Raw genomic sequence first — 17,804 nt, 5'->3', positions numbered from 1 at the left:
TTTGGCGCCAATCATGCCGCCGACACGGGTGCCGGACGACCACTCTTACGCCATCGTATCTTCTGCAGGTCTCCATACAACAGCTGACCGAGCTGGTAGGCAGCGCTGGCGGAGGAGAGCGGCGTCGAACGAACGTCGACGCGGCCGGCACGAATCGCCTCGCAGATTGCCTCCGGATCGCGGGGCGCATCAACGAGTGAGTACGTGGGCCCGAGGAAGTTCAAGCGGTGAACGTCACAGTTACCCACGAGCGGCTTCCGGTGCGCGTGTGCCCACGCGCGTGCCCGGCGATTGAAGTCAACCCACCGTGTATGGAACGCACTGATCTCGACGGCGTCGAACAGATCAGCGTGCGCGTCCAACCGGTAATTGAGACATGATGAGGCCGGGTAGAACGGATGCGGGGCGACGACGAGCCAGCCGGTGCTGCCAGCGCGCGCCCGAAGCGTGGCGATCTCGTCGAACGTCTGCACACGCTCGGCACCCGCCTCCCGCGGGAAGTTGATGAGCAGCACGTGGCGCCCTTCAATGCTGACTTCGACACCCGGGATGAGTGTGATGCCGCGCGCCCGCGCGTATTCCGAGAGCTCGGGTGTCAGATCCAGTTGCCGACCGTGGAGGGTGATGGCCAACGCGTCGTACTCGAGGCGAGCCGCATGGTCCACCAGCTCATGTGTAGTATGTGGGATGTAATCCTCGGGGTCGTCTGCCGTATGGGTGTGAAGCTCAACTTTCAGCATGGGCGATTGGCGCGGTAGTTGACCGGCCCCGTCAGGATAATCCAAAATCGCGACGCTTCGATGACGATCCGTCCAATTAGTTGCCTGGTGTGCGCCTGGATGCTTGCAACCGGTCTGTCTGGCCGACCGACTGGCGGTCCGCCTGCGCCGGTTCAGCCGGTGCCAACCGGGGCGCAGGTGGCCTGGCAGCGGCTGGAGCTCAACGCCTTCGTTCATTTCGGTCCGAACGCATTCACCGGCGCCGAGTGGGGAACCGGCCGTGAAGACCCCGGTGTGTTCAACCCCAGCCAGCTCGACGCGGGACAGTGGGCTCGCGTCTTCAAGAACGCCGGGTTCAAAGGGGTTGTCATCACCGCGAAGCACCACGATGGGTTCTGTCTCTGGCCGTCGAAGCTCTCCACGCACACCGTGGCCCAGAGCCCTTGGCGCGGAGGCAGGGGCGACCTGCTGCGCGAGCTCTCGGACGCCTGCCGGGCCGCCGGACTCCGGTTTGGCGTCTACCTCTCACCATGGGATCGTCACCATCCGACCTATGGCACACCCCAGTACAACGGCGTCTTCGCCGACATGCTCGAGGAGGTGCTCTCGAGCTACGGCCCGATCTTCGAGGTATGGTTCGACGGCGCGAACGGCGAAGGCCCCAACGGCAAGCGCCAGATCTACGATTGGAATCTCTTTCAGTCGACGGTGCGCCGCCTGCAGCCGAGCGCGGTCATGTTCAGCGACAGCGGGCCCGACGTGCGCTGGGTGGGCAACGAGCGAGGCGAGGCACCGCTCACCGCGTGGTCGCTCCTTGACAGATCCCGTTACTTTCCAGGAACGCCGCTGTCTCACGAGCTCGGTGAGGGGTCGCGCTTCGGCCGCGACTGGGTGCCGCCGGAATGTGACGTCTCCATCCGGCCCGGGTGGTTTCATCGCTCGTCCGAAGATGAGCGTGTGAAGTCGTCGCGTCGACTTCTCGAGATTTACGAGGCATCGGTCGGACGCAACTGCACGCTGCTCCTCAACGTGCCGCCGGATCGGCGGGGGCGCATTGCTGATCCCGACATTGCGGCGCTCGAAGGCTTTCGACAGCTCCTCGACGCGACCTACGGCCTTGACCTCGCCAGCGGCGCGCGGGTCGAAGCGGACGCCGTCCGAGGCGCCGCGTTCGCGCCTGCGAACGTTGTCGATCAAGACGTCGATACGTATTGGGCGGCGCCTGATGGAGTCGTGCGCGCCAGCGTCACGCTGACCCTGCCGGAAGCGCGCCGCTTCGATCGCGTCGTGCTCCAGGAGTACATCCCTCTCGGCCAGCGTGTCGACGGCTTTCTCATCGAGGCCAAGGTTGGGGAATCGTGGGAACGGATTGGCTTCGGCACGACCATTGGCCACAAACGGATCGTGACCGTGCCACCAACAACGACGCGGCAGGTACGCATCATCCTGGACGAGGCGAGGGCCTGTCCGACGCTGGCCAGTATCAGTTTGCACCGGAGCCAGATCAGAGGCGCAGGATGATGCCGTGCGACGGTCTCCCGGTCGCACGGGCGATCGCCTCGGCGTAGATCGCCACTTGCCGCTGATACTGCTCGAGCGCCCCGTCCAGCTCCTGATCCGTCTTGAAGTCGACGACGACCCATCCGTCCTCGTCTTCGTAGGCAAGGTCGAGCACACCTTCCACGATCACGCCGTCGTTTCCGACCAGGGCAATAGGCGTTTCGCGCCTCAGGCGACCATGGGCGGCGGCGGCGCGTGCGCGTGCGAAGACGGGATGTCGGAGCGTGCTCGCGATGAGCGTCACGGCGGCTGCACGCTCCTCTGGCGTCGCCCCAAGAATCCGCGTCTGTTGATCCACGATCTCGCCTACATGGCCGGGACTTGCCTCGATTGGGACGAGACCCAACACAGAATGGACGAGCGCCCCAAATCGTGCGCCGCGGGGCCGCGCCTGGCCCTCCACGCCGTGCACGCGATCGATCGTCACAGCGGAAACGAGCGAGTCGCCGCCTGCTCCTTCGTCGCCCGACCTCACGTGTCCGGTCGGGCCGACATCGGACGCTTGCGACGCGTGCGCCCGCACCGTCAAGACGCGTGTCGACGGCGTGCTGGAGTGCTCCAACACCTGCTGCTTCGACGAGCGCCACGCTTCATACTCGGTGAGCGCCCGCTTCACGATGGGCTCTGGCGCGTTGCGTGCAATGAGCTCTTCGCGCCGCAGAGCTGGTGCAGGCGGTCGTTCGAGCTCCAGCACGCACGGGTCCCACCACACCACGGAATAGCCTTCCGGAGATGACTCGGACCCGCCGAAGCGGTGACCGCCCGGTCGAACGTTCCAGATGGGGGTGGCACCAACGTCTCGGGTACGGACGCTGTCATTCCCAAATGTCGGGCATCGGGGCGCGGGCAGGGGATCCCGCCGGCGGTCCTCATCCGGATAGATCGCTTGGTTGAGTGGTGACAACCACCCGCCGTGCCGGGGGCCATCACCCACGGTGGGCACCACCAAGAGATCGCGCGCGCGCGTAGCCGCCACGTAAGCCACGCGTACAGCCTCCGCCTCGTCACGCAGCGCCTCCTCTTGCTCGTGCTCGCGCAGCTCGACCGGTGCCCAGCCCGTGAGACTGACAGCTGCACGGACCGAGTGGCGGTCGATCCAGCGGCTCGCGAAGCCGCGCGAGAGCTTGCATCCTGGATCGACCAACACGACAACCGGGAACTCCAACCCCTTGGCGCGATGCGTGGTCATCAAGCGGACACCGTCGCTGCCCGCTTCGAGAACTGGCGCTTCGGCAACACGCGACCGCTCCGCCTCTTCGCGCAATGCGTCGACGAAGCCACGGAAGGAGAAGCCGCCAGCCGCCTCGTACTGGCGGGCAAGCTCCACGATATGGTGCACGTTGGCAAGCGCCTGCTCGCCCGCGGGACGTAGCGCCAGCGCAACATGCGCTCGGGTGGCATCGAGCAACCTTGCAATGGTCTCCGCAACCGGTCGCGAGTTTCGACGCGTGTACAGCTCGCCGAGAAGATCGAGGGCCGCAACGATGGGCGACAGCTGCTCCGGCACCGGATTGGTCGGACGCTTGAATGGGTGAAGACGCCGGACGATTCGCCGATATTCGAAGAGGAGCTCGTCCCGGACACCAAACAGCATCCCGCGAAGTGTTCCGTAGATCGAGAGCTCATCGTCGGGCCACTCGAGCGCCGTCAGCGCCGTGCGCACGGCTTCGATTTCCTCGCGATCGTGAAAGGACTTACCCCCAACGAGCAAATGCGGAATCCCTCGCGACTCGAGCGCCTCCACGTAGGGCCGCGTGATGTCGTCGAGACGGCCGTCGAATCGCCGGACGTCGAAGCGTCGAAACAGCAGGCACACATGCCGCGCCGCGACCGGCGCGAGCTGGTCCGGCGCCTCTCGCTCGGTGATCGTCCACCCGCTATCGTTGACCAGCCAAGCGAGGAACGCGCCAACCGCTTGGGGAAGAGACGTCTCGATGGCGCGCTCGGTCACGGTTCGACCATCGCGGCCTCCATACGGATCCGGCACCGGCAGCGCGACGACAGCCGGCTGCGAGCCCTCGTCTACACGCGAGGATGACAACGGCACGTAGGCCGCCTGCAACGACACGTCGTCGGCGCGTATGCAGGGCTGGAACGCAGCGTTGACGAAGCGCTGCAGCCGTGGCACCGATCGGAAGTTCGTGGTGAGCACTGGGCATGCGGCGCCCGCCCGCCGCAGCTGCTCGCGCACGTCCTGATAGACGCCAACATCAGCGCGCCTGAAGCGATAGATCGACTGTTTGGGATCGCCGACGATGAACAGCTTGCCGGCTTCCGGCACCGCTGCACGCCAATCGCGCAGGTCGGGATCGTTTGCCGCGATCAAGAGAAGGAGCTCTGCCTGGAGCGGATCGGTATCCTGGAACTCGTCCACGAAGATGTGGGTGAACCGCCGCTGGAAATCGCGCCGGACCTCCGCATGGTCGCGGACGAGGTCACGCGCGTACAGCAGAAGATCGAGGAAATCGAGAGCGCCCAGCCGCATCTTCGCCGCCCGGTAGTGATCGAGAGGCTCGTGCAGCTCCGTTTGGAGCAGCGCAGCAAGGTGAGCGTCTGCGGTCTGAGCGAAGGCATCGAGCCCGCTCAGCAACGCCTCGTGCGCCGAGAGCACCTCCGCACGCGGTAGTCCTTGCCGATAGGGCACCGTACGGCGACCGGTGCGTGGACGGCGAAAGTCGCTGCTCCGCGCCAGGCTGACCAGACGACCCTCCAGACCATCGTAATCTCGCGGATGCACCCGCTCGGCGAGCGAGACGTCACGGGCCAGGCGATGCGCTGCCTGGATGCTCGAGAAGAACGAGTCGGCGGGATCGGCGGGCTCGCGCGTGAGCGCCACGAACGCGTCCAACGAGGCCACCAGCCGGTCGATGGTGGTCTCGCGGTCGAATGGATCGCGGCGCCACGGCGCGGGAAAGTCCCGCCACTGAGTCAGGGTCCAGCCGGCGCGCTCGAGGCGCGTGATCGGGCCCTCCTCGTCGAAGCTACGCCGCCGCAGGGCTCGGCGCACACCCTCCGGTGGATTCTCGAGGGTCCGCGGCAACCAGAGCCGAAAGGCCTCGCGAAACAGCCCTTCCGCTTCGTCTTCCGTCAGGGTGCGAAACTGCGGATCCACACCTGCCTCGACTGGCCGCTCCCGCAGAAGGTCCGCGCAGAAGCCGTGGATGGTGCTGACGTGCGCCTGCTCCAGGCGCGCAAGCGCCTTGTCCAGCGTCCGCGTCGCGCCCTCCTGTCGCTGCCGCGCCTGCTCCAGGCCGGCGCGCAGCCGCAGCTTCAGCTCGCCGGCGGCCTTTTCAGTGAAGGTCACAGCGACGATGCCGTCAACGTCCGCGCGGCCGGAGGCGATGACGTTGACGATGCGGTCCACGAGAACCGTGGTCTTACCCGTGCCCGCAGCGGCCTCGACGGCCATCGTCTCGTCGAGCGATGTGCGAATGCGCTCGCGATCTTCCGCATCGACGAGCGGGGGTGATTGATGCATGTCTCTCGAAGACGGGTGACAAGGGCCACCAAACCACCCTTCACGCCGTCACCTTGTCACCGTGCCACCCTATCACCTGTCACCGCATCCGCCGCAGCGCCAGCAGATCGCCGACCGCGGACGCGTCCGATCGATCCTTCCGCAGGAAGCGCTGCTCCTCGGACGGGCCGCAGACGGGCCGAAAATCGCACCAGCGGCACGCCTTCTCGCGCGGCGCGGCGGGGAACGTGCCTCGCTCCACCGCGCGGTCGATGATCTCGAGCACCTCCACGCCCGCCCGCCGCACTTCGTCGGTCAGCGTCAAGGCGTGCGTCGAAAAGCCCCCTTGCGCCGTGGCAAAGAAGAGGCGCGACTCGAGGACGCGTTGCTGCAGCACCTGCTCGATGACCATTCCGTAGACGACCGGCTGCAACGTCGCACCGCCACCGACGATGAGCCAGCTCGACGCAGGGCTCTTCCCTGTCTTGTGATCGGTCACCCGCAGCCCGGGGCTGCCGACTCGCTGCTCGATGAGATCGACGGCGCCACGCATCATGAACCGCCGATCGACGAGCACCGGCTCTCGCACGCTGGCCGAATCGTGCTCACGATCGAGCGGCAGCCCGAAGCTCAGCTCGAAGTACGCTGGCTCCCATGTGCCGGCGGACGTCATGAGCATCGCGAGCCACGTGCGGAGGTCGAGCCGGAGGTGCTCCACTTCGTCTTGCCACACGCGGGCAATCGCGGGTGCCAATCGATCGCGGTAGCGATCGGCGACCTCGTCGAGGGTCTCGTCGAGGAGCTCGCGGGCGGCGTCTGCTCGCTCCTCCGCCAGCGGAATCAGCCCACGCGCCTTCAAGCGGCGTAGGACGTCGCGCTGCACTTCGTGGAAGAGCGCGCCCCGCGTCAGCGGATCGAGACGCTCCAAGGGCTGTGGCACCGCGAACGGCTCGAATCGGTGGATGGCACCCAACAGAAACTGATACGGACAGGCGGAGTAGCGCTGCAGCGCGGACACCGAGTACGGCCGCGCGCCAAGGCGCTCCGACCCGAGCAGCGTCAGCACATCAGCTGGAGAGACCAAGCCGTCGTAGCGCGACCAGCCGCGCTTCCAGCGCGCCCATCGCATGCGCAGCGATTCTGCAAGCCAGGGATTCAGCGTGAGCAGGTAGTGCGCTCGGCCGCGCAGCTCCTCGCGAGCCCCACCTGGCTTGAGCAGAGGGCGCAGCACCGCCAGGTCATGCTCCGCGTCGTCTATTGCCTGCGCGGAATCTTCGGGCGCCGGCCACACCAGCCACGCGGCGGAGGTGGTGGCAATGTCGCGCTCGAGCTGTTCGTAGTCCGGCACCTGTCCCGTCAGCGCACGAACCAAGTCGAGCGCATAGAACGATGGCACACGTGGTCGCGACTGCGCCAAGTCGAGTCGCGGGTACGAGACATAGAGCCGCTCCCGTGCTGCGCCAACGGCCAATTGCAGGAGCAGCCGCTCTCCGTGGATGCGGTCTTCTTGCGTCTCCAGTCCCTGATCCAGGTCACGTCTGAAAACGTCGAGCAACAATGGATCCTCTCGCGGCTTCTGCGGGAAAATCCTCTCGGCGAGGCCCATCACGAACACAACGCGGAAGCATCGGCCGCGCAGCTGTCCTGGCGTGCAGACGAACACGCGGCCATAGCGGTGCTTGGGAGGCTCCCGGTCGATGGCGGTCAGATGTGGCAAGAGCACGCCACGGACCTCATCGAGGGAGACCGGTCCAACCGCCGCCATCGGTCTCAGCTCTGCTAACACCTCGAGCACTCGCAGGGGATGCCGCAGGACGCGGGGCGCGAGCGCGACAAGGCGCTCGAGCCAGTCACCCCAGCGCGCCTCCGGTGGCAACCGCGCGAGCGCACGGACGATGGGCAGAGCGAATCGCTGCAGGGCATCCAGCTGCTCCCGGTCTCGACGAAGAGCCGCTGCCCGTGCCGAATCACCCTCGTTTGCCATCTCCTCGGTCAAACGGATGTCGAGCTCTGCGGCGAGGCCCGCGAGACGACGCTCCCAACGATCGGCGCCACCGATCACAGACGATTCGACGATGAGCGCCTCCCAATGCCGTGGCGCTCGCAGGGTGCCAGCCCATTCGGTGGGTTCGTGATCCGCGCCTTCGGAAGCGGCGTCCGACGCGGGGCCTTTTGGCCCCGCGTCGATCAAATCGAACAGCGAGAGCTGGCCAACGGTGAGTGTCTCTTCAACCGGCGGTACCCAAGGTGCAGGCAGCTCGGGCGGCGTGCCTTCCGGATCGAGCACCGGCACTTGTCCTAGCGACAGGTACTCTGCAAAGCGCCGCGCTGAGAGGCCCTCCGCGGCGCAAGCGAGCAGCGCGAGAAACGCTCGTCCGGTTGGGTCCGGCCGGCGCGTGCCTCGCGCGAACCACGCGCGGATTCCCGCCCGATGGAATGCGTGCTCCAGCAAGCCCCAGTAGGTCCCAGGCAGCCGCACCACGACGGCAATCTCGTCGAGCGGGACACCGCGTTTCGCCTCCGCCACAATGCGCCGCGCCACTTCGATCGCCTCGCGTCCCTCACCAGGGGCCGAGAAGAACTGCACATCGTCTCCCACCTCGGCGGGCGCAGATGATGGCTCCTCTGAGAAGAGCCGATCGCGCACGCGTGACAGACCCAACGGTGCCGGCGATGTGTTGGCAGGCCTGAAGGCCTGCGCTACGGCGCTAGTGGTGTGGCCCTCGAGCGCGGTACCCAGGCCGCTCACGAACGACCGGGCTGCTCGGTCACCCGCTGGTATCGTCGCAAGCGCCGATGGCGCCGCCTCGACGAGGGCGCGTACGACGTCTTGCTCCGCGCGCGTGCCGAGCAGCACGTCGACGAGCAGCACGGGCAGCCCCGCGAGACTCTCCGGCGCGAGGGCGCGCACCGCCTGTTCCGCTTCGGCGAGCAACATGGCGCGATCCGCCACACGTACATCGTCGAGCAGGCGCAGGTGCTCACGGAGCAGGACCGCGAGGTCGCGGCCAGCGGCTCCGAGATGTTCAAGTGACTCCGCCCGCGCGTGCGCTTGCCGCAACTCCGCGAGTGTCGCGGCGAGGGCGCGCGGAAAGCCGGGGCAACCAACCATCGGCGTGAAGTAGCGCAACCTACCCGCGCGCGCCGCTTCGAAGATGGCTCGCGCTGCAATCGCCTCGGTACCTAGTGGGGTTCCTGGCGCCAAGCCACGCGACGCGAGTCGAGATGAGGCGGCCCGGGACGCGTATTGCAGAAGAGTGAAGCGGTGCAGGCCAAACGTCGCGCCCGCGTCGCGGGTCAGAGTGCGACAGAGGTCGTCGAGGGCGTCGCGCTGCGCACCAAGAAGGAGAACTTCACTCGCAGGGGCCAAAGTGGTGAGGAACCCACGGGCCGCGTCCAGACGATCTGCAGCCGAGGAGGCTTCGAAGTACCGAAACATCTACAGCGTACTGTAGACGAAAAGCGGGCTCAGGGCATCCGACTCGCCTGTCGGCTTGCCATGACCCTTCGACAAGCTCAGGGTCACCCCGAGTGAAGTCGAGGGGTGAGCGAGCCTGACGGCCCGCCGAAGGCGGGCCGTCAGGCAAGTCGAATGGGGTCAGGGGTCAGTAGGGATCAGGAGTTTGCGGATATTCGTAATCGGTGGGAATGCGGAGTGGGTGGGAATCACCCGACTGGCAGGAATCGCTACTAGGAGAAAGAGGGGGGCTGCTCGGCGGACTCGGCAAAGCGAGCACACGCAAGCAGCCCTTACACCCCTAACTTCGTCTCTGATCCCTACTGACCCCTGACCTTTCTCATCTAATCTTGGTAGCCAACGCTGCGCCGCCCGCCTCTGCGAAGAGCCCGTTGGGCGACTGATAGCGCGACACCTCGACCGAGATCGGCGCCGGCGGCGTTGTCGCGTCGAGCGCCTTGCTCTCGACGAGCACGCTGAACCGGCGTCCTTCAGAATTCGGGAACAGGTTCCTCATGAGAAGCGTCATCCGCGAGTTGCCGACCGAGTCGACGATCGTGTCCTCGCACCCGCCAGCGCCACCGCCACTGCCACCGCCGTCGTCGCCGTCGTAGCAGATCGTGAACCGCACCCAGGCAAGCTCCGGTGACGTGTTCGACACCAAGAGGTAGGTGTCTTCAGCCGCCGGACCTCCCGAGGCCCCCTCGGCAACGGCCCAGAGCGTTCCGGTCTCGGTGGAGCCGAGCGCCGAGTGGGATTCGTACCAGGATTCGGCGGTCGGCCCCCACCACATCGCCCGTTCGACGATGATGGGCACGTTCGAGGATCTCACGCTGATCGCCATGGCAGTGTCCACGAGCCGCGGATCCTCTGATTCGACGAGGATCGTCCGTCGCGACTGCGCAGGTATTTCATGCTGCTTGTTCAGCGTGCTGCCGTCGGGCAGCTGATACGTGATCAAGATGTGAGCCTCTTCGTCGTTCGGGTTCCCCATCGAGACGAAGGTGTCGAAGAAGTTCGTCGCCCCCTCCGCCAGGAACCACTCCATACTGGGTTCGGTCACGCCAACTCCGGCTTGGCCCGCGTCGAACGGCCTGCCCGAGAGGCTCAAGTACATCGCCCGCTCCGCGACAACCGGCTGGTCGGACTCGATGACCGCCGATACCTCCGCGAACTCCAGACCTGGTACCTGGTTCGCGAGAATCGTGCTGCGCGAGGAAGCCGGCACCTCGATCTGTTGCGTGATCGGGTCGCCCTCAGCTCGCAGGTAGCGGATCGTGACGTTGGCGGGCGTCAGGTTCGGGTTCACGATCAGGTAGAACAGGTCGAAGATGTAGGTCGCACCCTCGCCGAAGAACCATGTCCTCGACGGCATGGGTGAGCCGCTCTCCAGCGTGCCTCCATACGGCGTCGTTGGATTGTCCCAGAGCATCTGCCGCATCGTCGAGACCGGCTCGTCGGACTCGACCCGGATCGACACGCCGGTTGGTGGGAGGTCGGCGAGCTCGGCGCCGACGTCGATGGTCTGCCGTCCCATGGGATCAAGCATGAACGGCAGCCCGACCGCCTCGTGTGGCGGCTCTGGGAACAGCGTCACGAGCACGCGCTCCGGCACCGAACCGTTCGGGTTGAAGATGCCCACCTGGGTGTTGAAGAACCCGATGGCACCCTCGGCGAGATACTGCACGAAGAACCCTCGCGGGTGCGACGGCGGATCACCATTGACTTCATCGATGTTGGGGATGCCGTCGCCGTCTGGATCCTCCTGCGCATCGGTCGGATCGTTCGGATCCAACCCGTAGTTGATCTCATCCTCGTCGGACATCCCATCGCCGTCGCTGTCGACCGGCGTGCCGGGACCGGAGTAGGTGAAGCCGTTCGGCAGGGTGAAGTCACCTCCGAGTGTGGTCACCGTCACGTTGACCACAAGAGGCGGAAGTCCTGGCGCGGGCGGCGTGGTCACCTGCACCGTGGTGGAGTTGAAGATGATCACTGGCGACGGTGGCGCCGAGCCAAATGTCACCGTCGTTCCAGGCACGAAGTTGGTGCCCGTGATCGTGACCACCGTGTCCGGCGGTCCAAACGTCGGGTTGATGTTGGACACCGTCGGCGGCTGCAACGATCCATACGTGAACCCGGCAGGCAGCGTATCGCTCCCGAAGTCCGGGTTCCTCAACGTAACGTCCTGCGGTCCACCAACCAGGCAGGACGGCGCGGTGAAGCTCACCTCGGTCGCGCTTCCGAACACCGTCGCCACAATCTGGCCACAGATGGTCACGGTGGCGTTCAGCTGGAAGCCTGTTCCCATGACCGTCACGTTCTCGCTCGCGTTGCCGGATGCCGGGTCGACGCTCGTGATCTCCGGGGGTATGACATTCGTCCCAAAGTACGTGAACCCCGCCTGGAACATTGCCGACCCGTTCTCCGTGGTGACAACGACGTCCACACTGCCGGTCGACCCGCCTGGCGCCGGCGGCGTGTCGACCACCAGCGTCGTCGAGCTCAGCACCGTGAGGTTGGTCCCGTCGACGCCTCCAAAGGCCACGCTGGTGCCGTTGAAGTTCGTCCCCGTGATCGTCACGGTCGTTCCCCCGCTGACAGGACCAGACGGCGGCGTAACGCTCACGATCGTCGGCGGACCAACCACGCCGTAGGTGAACGCATCAGGCACCGTATCGCTACCGCCGTCAGGATTGAGGGCAGTGACAGCCTGCGGTCCACCCTGCGGGCAGCCTGGCGCGATGAAGGTGAGTAGCGTCGTACTGGCCGTCACGGGCACTACCACCTGATTACAGATGGTGACCGTCACGCCGGGCTGGAAGCCGTCGCCGGTGACGGTGACCGGCGTGCCCACCGAGCCAGTGATGGGAAACACATCCGTGATGCTCGGTGGCGTGATGCCTCCGGCAATGTAGCTGAAGCCGTTCGGCAGCGTGTCGGACCCACCCGATGTGGTCACCACGACATCGACGGGGCCGGTGTTGCCACCCGGTGCGGGCGGGAGCTCGACCTGGAGCGTCGTGGAGCTCAGAACGCTGACCGCCGGCGAGCTCGCCCCACCGAAGCTCACTTCCGTGTCCCCGGGGACGAAGCCCGTGCCGGTGATGGTTGCGGTAATTCCACCCGTGACCGGACCGGCTTGTGGAGTAATGCTGTCGATCGTCGGCGGAGCGGGTGGGTATGTGAACCCGCCCGGCTGCGTGGCGAAACCGCCATCCGGGTTCGTCACTGTCACGGTCTGCGGGCCACCTGCTGGACACAGCGGCGCGGTGAAGACGATTTCCATCGCGCTCACCGACGCCGGTGTCACCATCCGGCCGCAGATGGTGACGGTCGCACCGAGCTGGAAGCCCGCGCCGGTAATCGTCACGGGTGTTCCGGCGTCACCTTCCGGCGGCAAGATATCCGTGATGGTCGGTGGCGCACCAGGACCAGAGACGTAGGTAAAGCCGTCCGGCAGCACGGCGCTGCCTCCCGGTGTCGTGACCGTCACATCGACCTGCAGGGGTACCGGTCCCGGCGCTGGCGGCGTGGTGACCTGCAACGTGGTCGAGTTCAGGATAACCGCAGACTGCGGTGTGCCCGCGCCAAACGCCACCGTTGTCCCGGGTGTCCCGGGGACGAAGTTCGTGCCCGTGATAGTAACGATGGTCCCGCCTCCGGCCGGTCCAAACGTCGGATTGATGCTGGACGCCGTTGGGGGCTGCAGCCCCGCGTAGGTGAAGCCGGCGGGCAGCGTATCGCTCCCGAAGTCCGGATTCATGACGCTGACGTCCTGCGGTCCGCCAGCCAAGCAGAGCGGCGCAGCAAACACGACCTCCGTCGGATCCATGAAGACCGTGGCGACAACCTGCCCGCAGATCGTCACCGTCGCACCGTCCTGGAAGCCGGTGCCGGTGATGGTCACGTCCGTCCCCGCATCGCCAGTCGTTGGCTCGAGGCTCGTAATCTCCGGCGGCGTAACGGCTGATCCGAAGTATGCGAAGCCATCGTCCAGTGTCGCGGACCCATTGGCGGTGGTGACCACGACGTCGACCAGCCCAGGCGATCCGCCCGGCGCCGGTGGCGTGTCTACCAGCAGTGTCGTCGAGCTGAGCACGACGGTCGTTGCCTCCACGCCACCGAAGGTCACCGCGGCGCCACCGAAGTTCGACCCGGTGACCGTGACGACCGTGCCGCCACCCACCGGACCTGACGGCGGCGCAACGCTGTCAATGGTCGGCGGACCGGCGACCCCGTATGTGAACGCCGCAGGCACGGTGTCGCTTGTCCCGTCCAGGTTGGTGACGGTGACGTTCTGCGCCCCAGCCAGCAGGCAGAACGGCGCCGTGAAGGTGATCGCGGTCTCGCCGACTCCTGTGGGCGTCACGGTCTGCGCGCAGATCGTGACGGTCGCGTCGGGCTGGAAGCCCGTGCCGGTAATCGTGACCACGGTCCCGGCGTTACCCTGAGACGGCGAGATATCGGTGATCGACGGCGGTGGTGTCGGTCCAGGTTCGGCGGTGTAGGTGAATCCGCCGGCCAGCGTGACCGAGCCTATCGGCGTCGCCACGACGACGTCGACCGCGCCTTCTTGTGCGCCAGCTGCGGCCGGCAGTTGTACCTGAAGGGTCGTCGGGTTGAGCACATTGACGGCTGGTGAGGGCGTTCCACCAAAGTGTACCGTCGTCGTCCCAGCGAGGAAGTTCGCGCCGGAGATCGTCACGAGCGTGCCGCCTGCCACGGGGCCAGTGGAGGGGCTGACGCTGCTGATTGCGGGCAGACTGACGCCCGAGCCCGGGTACGCGAAGCTCGCAGGCAGTGTGTCGGTGCCACCATTCGGGTTGGTCACGGTGACGTCCTGCGGTCCGCCCGTGGAGCAGGTCGGTGCCGCAAAGACGACCTGGGTGCCGGACACGGAATCCGGTGTGACGACCTGGCTGCAGATCGTTACGGTCGCGCCGGGGTCGAAGCCGGCGCCGCTGACCGTGACCTCCGTGCCGGCGTCACCTGAGGGCGGCGAGACACCTGTGATGCTGGGTGGTGTCACGGGCGTGCTCGTGTAGGTGAACGTGAGGCCAAGCGGCGACGAGGAGCCTCGCGGGGTCGTGACAACGACGCTCACGGGCCCCGGAGCGCTTGCGGCCGGGACGCGCGCCTGCAGTGTCATTTCATCTGAACCGGGCTCCGGCTTGAGGACCGTGACCATCGGTGATGGTGTGGTGCCAAAGGTCACCGTGGTACCGGGGAAGAAGTTCGTGCCGGTAATCGTGGCCAGGATGCCGCCGGCGACCGGGCCGGTCGTTGGCACGATACTGCTGGCTGTGGGCGCTGGTGCCGGCGTGTAGGTGAAGGCGTCGGACAGCGTCTCGCTCCCGCCGGGGCTGGTCACGACGACATCGACAGCGCCCGGTGCATGCGGTGGCGTGATGGCTGTGACCTGGGTCGCGCTGTCGACCGTCACGTCGAGGACCGGCACTCCACCGAAGGTCACCTCGATCGGGTCAATGAACCCGGTCCCTGGAATCGTGACGATGGTGCCGCCGGTTTCGGGACCAGTGTTCGGTACCAGCGGCCCGGAGACGTCCGTGGACTGGATCGCAATGGCCGCGCGCAGGAAGAAGAGGTCCCCGGTCGCCACACCTGGAATATTCAGGTTGACGCGGATGCCTGTCGCGGTTGCCAAACGCATGCCGTCCTCGACGACATCCGAGTAGAAATTGAGGACGACTTCGCCCAGGCCAGGAATCTCGAGCGAGGTATTCGGCTCGGGTGTCGCCGGCAGGTCCCCGAGCTCGCTGCTCGTCAGGTTCACGAAGCTCGTGATGCAGACGGGCCCGCTCGGTTCCCGCGCGCAGCGGACGAGGGCCCCCTCCGCTTCCAGGAGGCCATTACCGATGTTGAATGGGCCGCTGGAGGCAACGCTCTCGAGGGAAGGGCTCGCCGGGCCGCCTTCTGTGGTCGCCTCGAGGCCCTCTGCATCCAGCAACCGACCCGGTATGCGGTTGGCGCCCGGAATCGCGGGCATGAGGCCGAGCGATTCGGATTCGCTTCCGCCACCCTCTGGGAGCTCGGCAGCCGGCCATGGACCGTAGACGACTGGGCCGACAAATGGCAAGGGATTCGCCGGCGTGGAGACGGGATTGATCCGACTCATGACGGCGAACGCCTCGCCGGCAACCGGCAGGCCTGGGGTTGGATTGACAGACGTAAAAGCATCCGGGAGGGAGAACCGGTCGACCGGGGTCGTCACGTTGACCGGCCAGGTGCCGCCAAGCAACTCAGGCACAGTGGCGGTCAGCTCCGTCGGGCTCTCGACCTCGACATCCGTTGCGGGGACGCCGCCGATATCAACGCTGGTCTCGCCAGGTCTGAATCCGCTTCCCGTGATGGTGATGGGCGTGCCTGGTCCGCCCGAGCCGGCCGAGATGTCACCGACAATCGGACGCTCGGCAGACATCTCGACATGACCCAGGACAAACTCACCGATGATCGGCGTGGGGACACCCGCGTCTGGAACGGTCGTGAGATCGAAGTCGAAGCGAACACCGTTGGCGCGAACGATGGTTTGATTGCCGCTCTGCTCTCTCTCGGTCTCATGAAGAAAGACCGTGCCAAGACCCTCGATCTCGAGCCGGACATTGGGTGGCGCTTGCGCGAAGAGGGTGGGGTCGAGCACGGTCGGGAACCAGTCGGACCCGGCCGCCGGAAACGTCGCGGTCGTCCTGAACCCCGCCGGACCCAGGACACCCTCCAGCGTGAAGCTCCCAACACGGAAGAATCCCGTCGTGCCTGCGCCGGGGCTCGAGATTGGGTACGGGAAGAGCACAAACCGATCGGGGCCCTGCACTCGCATCAGGATGACGTTCCCATCCGGGTCCCCTGACGCGAGGGACACGATGTGTTCCCCACTATTCAGCAGCGTGGGCATGTTGGCGTTGGCGGTACTGGGGTGCCAACTCGTTGGGAAGGTGCTACACGGCGTTATGGGACCAAGGATGCAACCCCCTGCAGGCAGATTCTGCCGGAGGTGTTGCACGTTCCCGACGGGCGTTCCGCCGATGTTCAGGTTGGTATACGCCGCATAGAACGCAAAGCCGCCTATCGGCAGCGCGCTCAAAACCGTGGACAGCCCGGCAAAAAGCACCAGCGCGAGTCCCGCGATGCGCAGCTGGGTCGGGACGCGGCCGGAAGGCCAGGAAAAATGTGTCCGTCTCATGAGCCACCATCCTCCGTCTGTCTGTCACCTGCTCCGTACCGGGCAGGCGCGAGATGTGGGCACCCCTTCGCAGATCGCCGCGGTCGCGACGCAGACGTCGCGAGCGCGGCCAAGTCCGGGTGGCCCTCGCCGACCGGTGTGGGACCTTCCGTCGAGCTCCTACTTAGCGATAGTTCAGTTAAGTAGAATCCTGGGGGAAAGGTAGATTACACCTGGTGAGTATCAGACGCAATAGGGCCCACACCCCAAAGCTATCGGCCGGGGCCGGACGTTGGCTTAGGGCCTTGCGAAAGGGCTGTCTGAAATCTCGAGCGGAGGGTCACGGCTGGGCCGGCTCCCGGTGGTGCTGACACCTTTGCGATCTCATCGCCATCCAACATGGCGTGGCTGCCAATGGTGCGACCGATGCGCGGCAAAATGGTCGGGCCGTGTGAACAGCTTGATGAGGATCAGCCCCACCACGAAGCCGCCGACGTGCGCCCAGAACGCGACGCCCCCGCCTTCGCCACCGATTCGCGAAAAGCCCCCAAGGAATTGAAGCAGCACCCAATAGCCGAGCATGACCCAGGCGGGCAAGGCCACCGAGGTGAGAAAGAACCCGAGCGGCACGATGGTGAACACGCGAACCTTGGGATAGAGGACCAAGTACGCGCCCATCACGCCGCTGATCGCGCCTGACGCACCGACCATCGGGACTCCGGAATCAGGCTCGGTCACCACCTGCAGCAGCGCAGCGCCAAGCCCGCACAAGAGATAGAAGGCCACGAAGCGCGGCCGCGTCATCGAATCCTCGATGTTGTTCCCGAACAGCCACAGAAACCACATGTTGCCGATCAGGTGCATCCATGAGCCGTGCAGGAACATCGACGTGATCACGTTGGTGAGCTGGGGGCCGGGGTCGGTAAGGCAGACGAGGCCTTCGCCCATCGCGAAACCGGTCCCCGGGGTGAGGGCGCCGGTCAGCTCCCCCGGAATGAGCCCCAGGTTACATACCGATCTGGCCAACCAGAGCGGAGAGCCCGCGCCTTGGATGAGCAGCCACATCCCCACATTGATCGCGATCACCGCGAGCGTGACAATGGCGGTCCGTTGCGTTGCGTTTTCGTCGTGGTAAGGAATCACCGCTTCACTCCAGCTAGCTGAGATCGATCCTAGGGCAAACCGATCGATCACACAAAGAAGCTGACGCGAAGCGGGTGTTTGGGGTTCTAGCGGGCCGGACGTCTGCAAACGAGCAGGCAGCCGCGCCGGGGCGCGGCTGCCAGTAGGGTTTAGCGCTACTGGATCTTCGTGGCCAGGGCCGCACCGCCAGCCCGCCCGAAGACTCCGCCAGTTGATTGGTATCGCGAGACCTCGACCGTCATCGGGACGGCCGCGTCCCCCTCTCCCAGGCTCTCCACCAGAATGCTGAAG

At 65.9% G+C, this 17,804-nt stretch carries 6 protein-coding genes; 1 reads left to right on the top strand and 5 read right to left on the bottom strand.

The window, feature by feature from the left end; all coding sequences use genetic code 11:
* Window positions 1–11 precede the first annotated feature (11 nt).
* Window positions 12–956, bottom strand: coding sequence for a hypothetical protein (locus GEV06_04480; protein MPZ17156.1), 945 nt, complete (start codon window positions 954–956; stop codon window positions 12–14).
* On the opposite strand from GEV06_04480, the gene GEV06_04475 reads away from it, so the two are divergent.
* Window positions 801–2,240, top strand: a complete 1,440-nt coding sequence (locus GEV06_04475; GenBank protein ID MPZ17155.1) for a glycoside hydrolase family 29 — start codon at window positions 801–803, stop codon at window positions 2,238–2,240. The two genes, GEV06_04480 and GEV06_04475, sit on opposite strands and share 156 nt — an antisense overlap.
* Here the strand turns inward: GEV06_04475 and GEV06_04470 are convergent.
* The 4 genes from GEV06_04470 to GEV06_04455 all read right to left on the bottom strand — a co-directional run bounded on the left by GEV06_04470 (window position 2,224) and on the right by GEV06_04455 (window position 17,435).
* Window positions 2,224–5,757 carry an AAA family ATPase gene (locus GEV06_04470; GenBank protein MPZ17154.1) on the bottom strand — a complete coding sequence of 1,178 codons (3,534 nt, stop codon included), beginning with the start codon at window positions 5,755–5,757 and terminating at the stop codon, window positions 2,224–2,226. The genes GEV06_04475 and GEV06_04470 overlap by 17 nt on opposite strands.
* Window positions 5,758–5,836: 79 nt before the next feature.
* Window positions 5,837–9,175 (bottom strand): PD-(D/E)XK nuclease family protein, encoded by a 3,339-nt coding sequence (locus GEV06_04465; GenBank protein MPZ17153.1) that lies wholly within the window; start codon window positions 9,173–9,175, stop codon window positions 5,837–5,839.
* Between the two features lie 358 nt (window positions 9,176–9,533).
* The gene (locus tag GEV06_04460; GenBank protein ID MPZ17152.1) at window positions 9,534–16,391 is read right to left on the bottom strand and encodes a hypothetical protein; all 6,858 of its coding nucleotides are present in this window, start codon (window positions 16,389–16,391) and stop codon (window positions 9,534–9,536) included.
* Between the two features lie 363 nt (window positions 16,392–16,754).
* Complete coding sequence (locus tag GEV06_04455; GenBank protein ID MPZ17151.1) at window positions 16,755–17,435, bottom strand: rhomboid family intramembrane serine protease; 681 nt, start codon at window positions 17,433–17,435, stop codon at window positions 16,755–16,757.
* Between the last annotated feature and the right edge of the window lie 369 nt (window positions 17,436–17,804).

It is taken from the genome of Luteitalea sp., from assembly GCA_009377605.1.
Taxonomy (GTDB): Bacteria; Acidobacteriota; Vicinamibacteria; order Vicinamibacterales; family Vicinamibacteraceae; genus WHTT01.
This window is presented reverse-complemented; position numbering and strand designations above follow the sequence as displayed.

Coding starts and splice junctions, on each gene's coding strand:
- GEV06_04475 (MPZ17155.1), top strand. CDS start 801: ATGACGATCCGTCCAATTAGTTGCCTGGTGTGCGCCTGGATGCTTGCA.
- GEV06_04480 (MPZ17156.1), bottom strand. CDS start 956: ATGAACGAAGGCGTTGAGCTCCAGCCGCTGCCAGGCCACCTGCGCCCC.
- GEV06_04470 (MPZ17154.1), bottom strand. CDS start 5,757: ATGCATCAATCACCCCCGCTCGTCGATGCGGAAGATCGCGAGCGCATT.
- GEV06_04465 (MPZ17153.1), bottom strand. CDS start 9,175: ATGTTTCGGTACTTCGAAGCCTCCTCGGCTGCAGATCGTCTGGACGCG.
- GEV06_04460 (MPZ17152.1), bottom strand. CDS start 16,391: ATGAGACGGACACATTTTTCCTGGCCTTCCGGCCGCGTCCCGACCCAG.
- GEV06_04455 (MPZ17151.1), bottom strand. CDS start 17,435: ATGTGGCTGCTCATCCAAGGCGCGGGCTCTCCGCTCTGGTTGGCCAGA.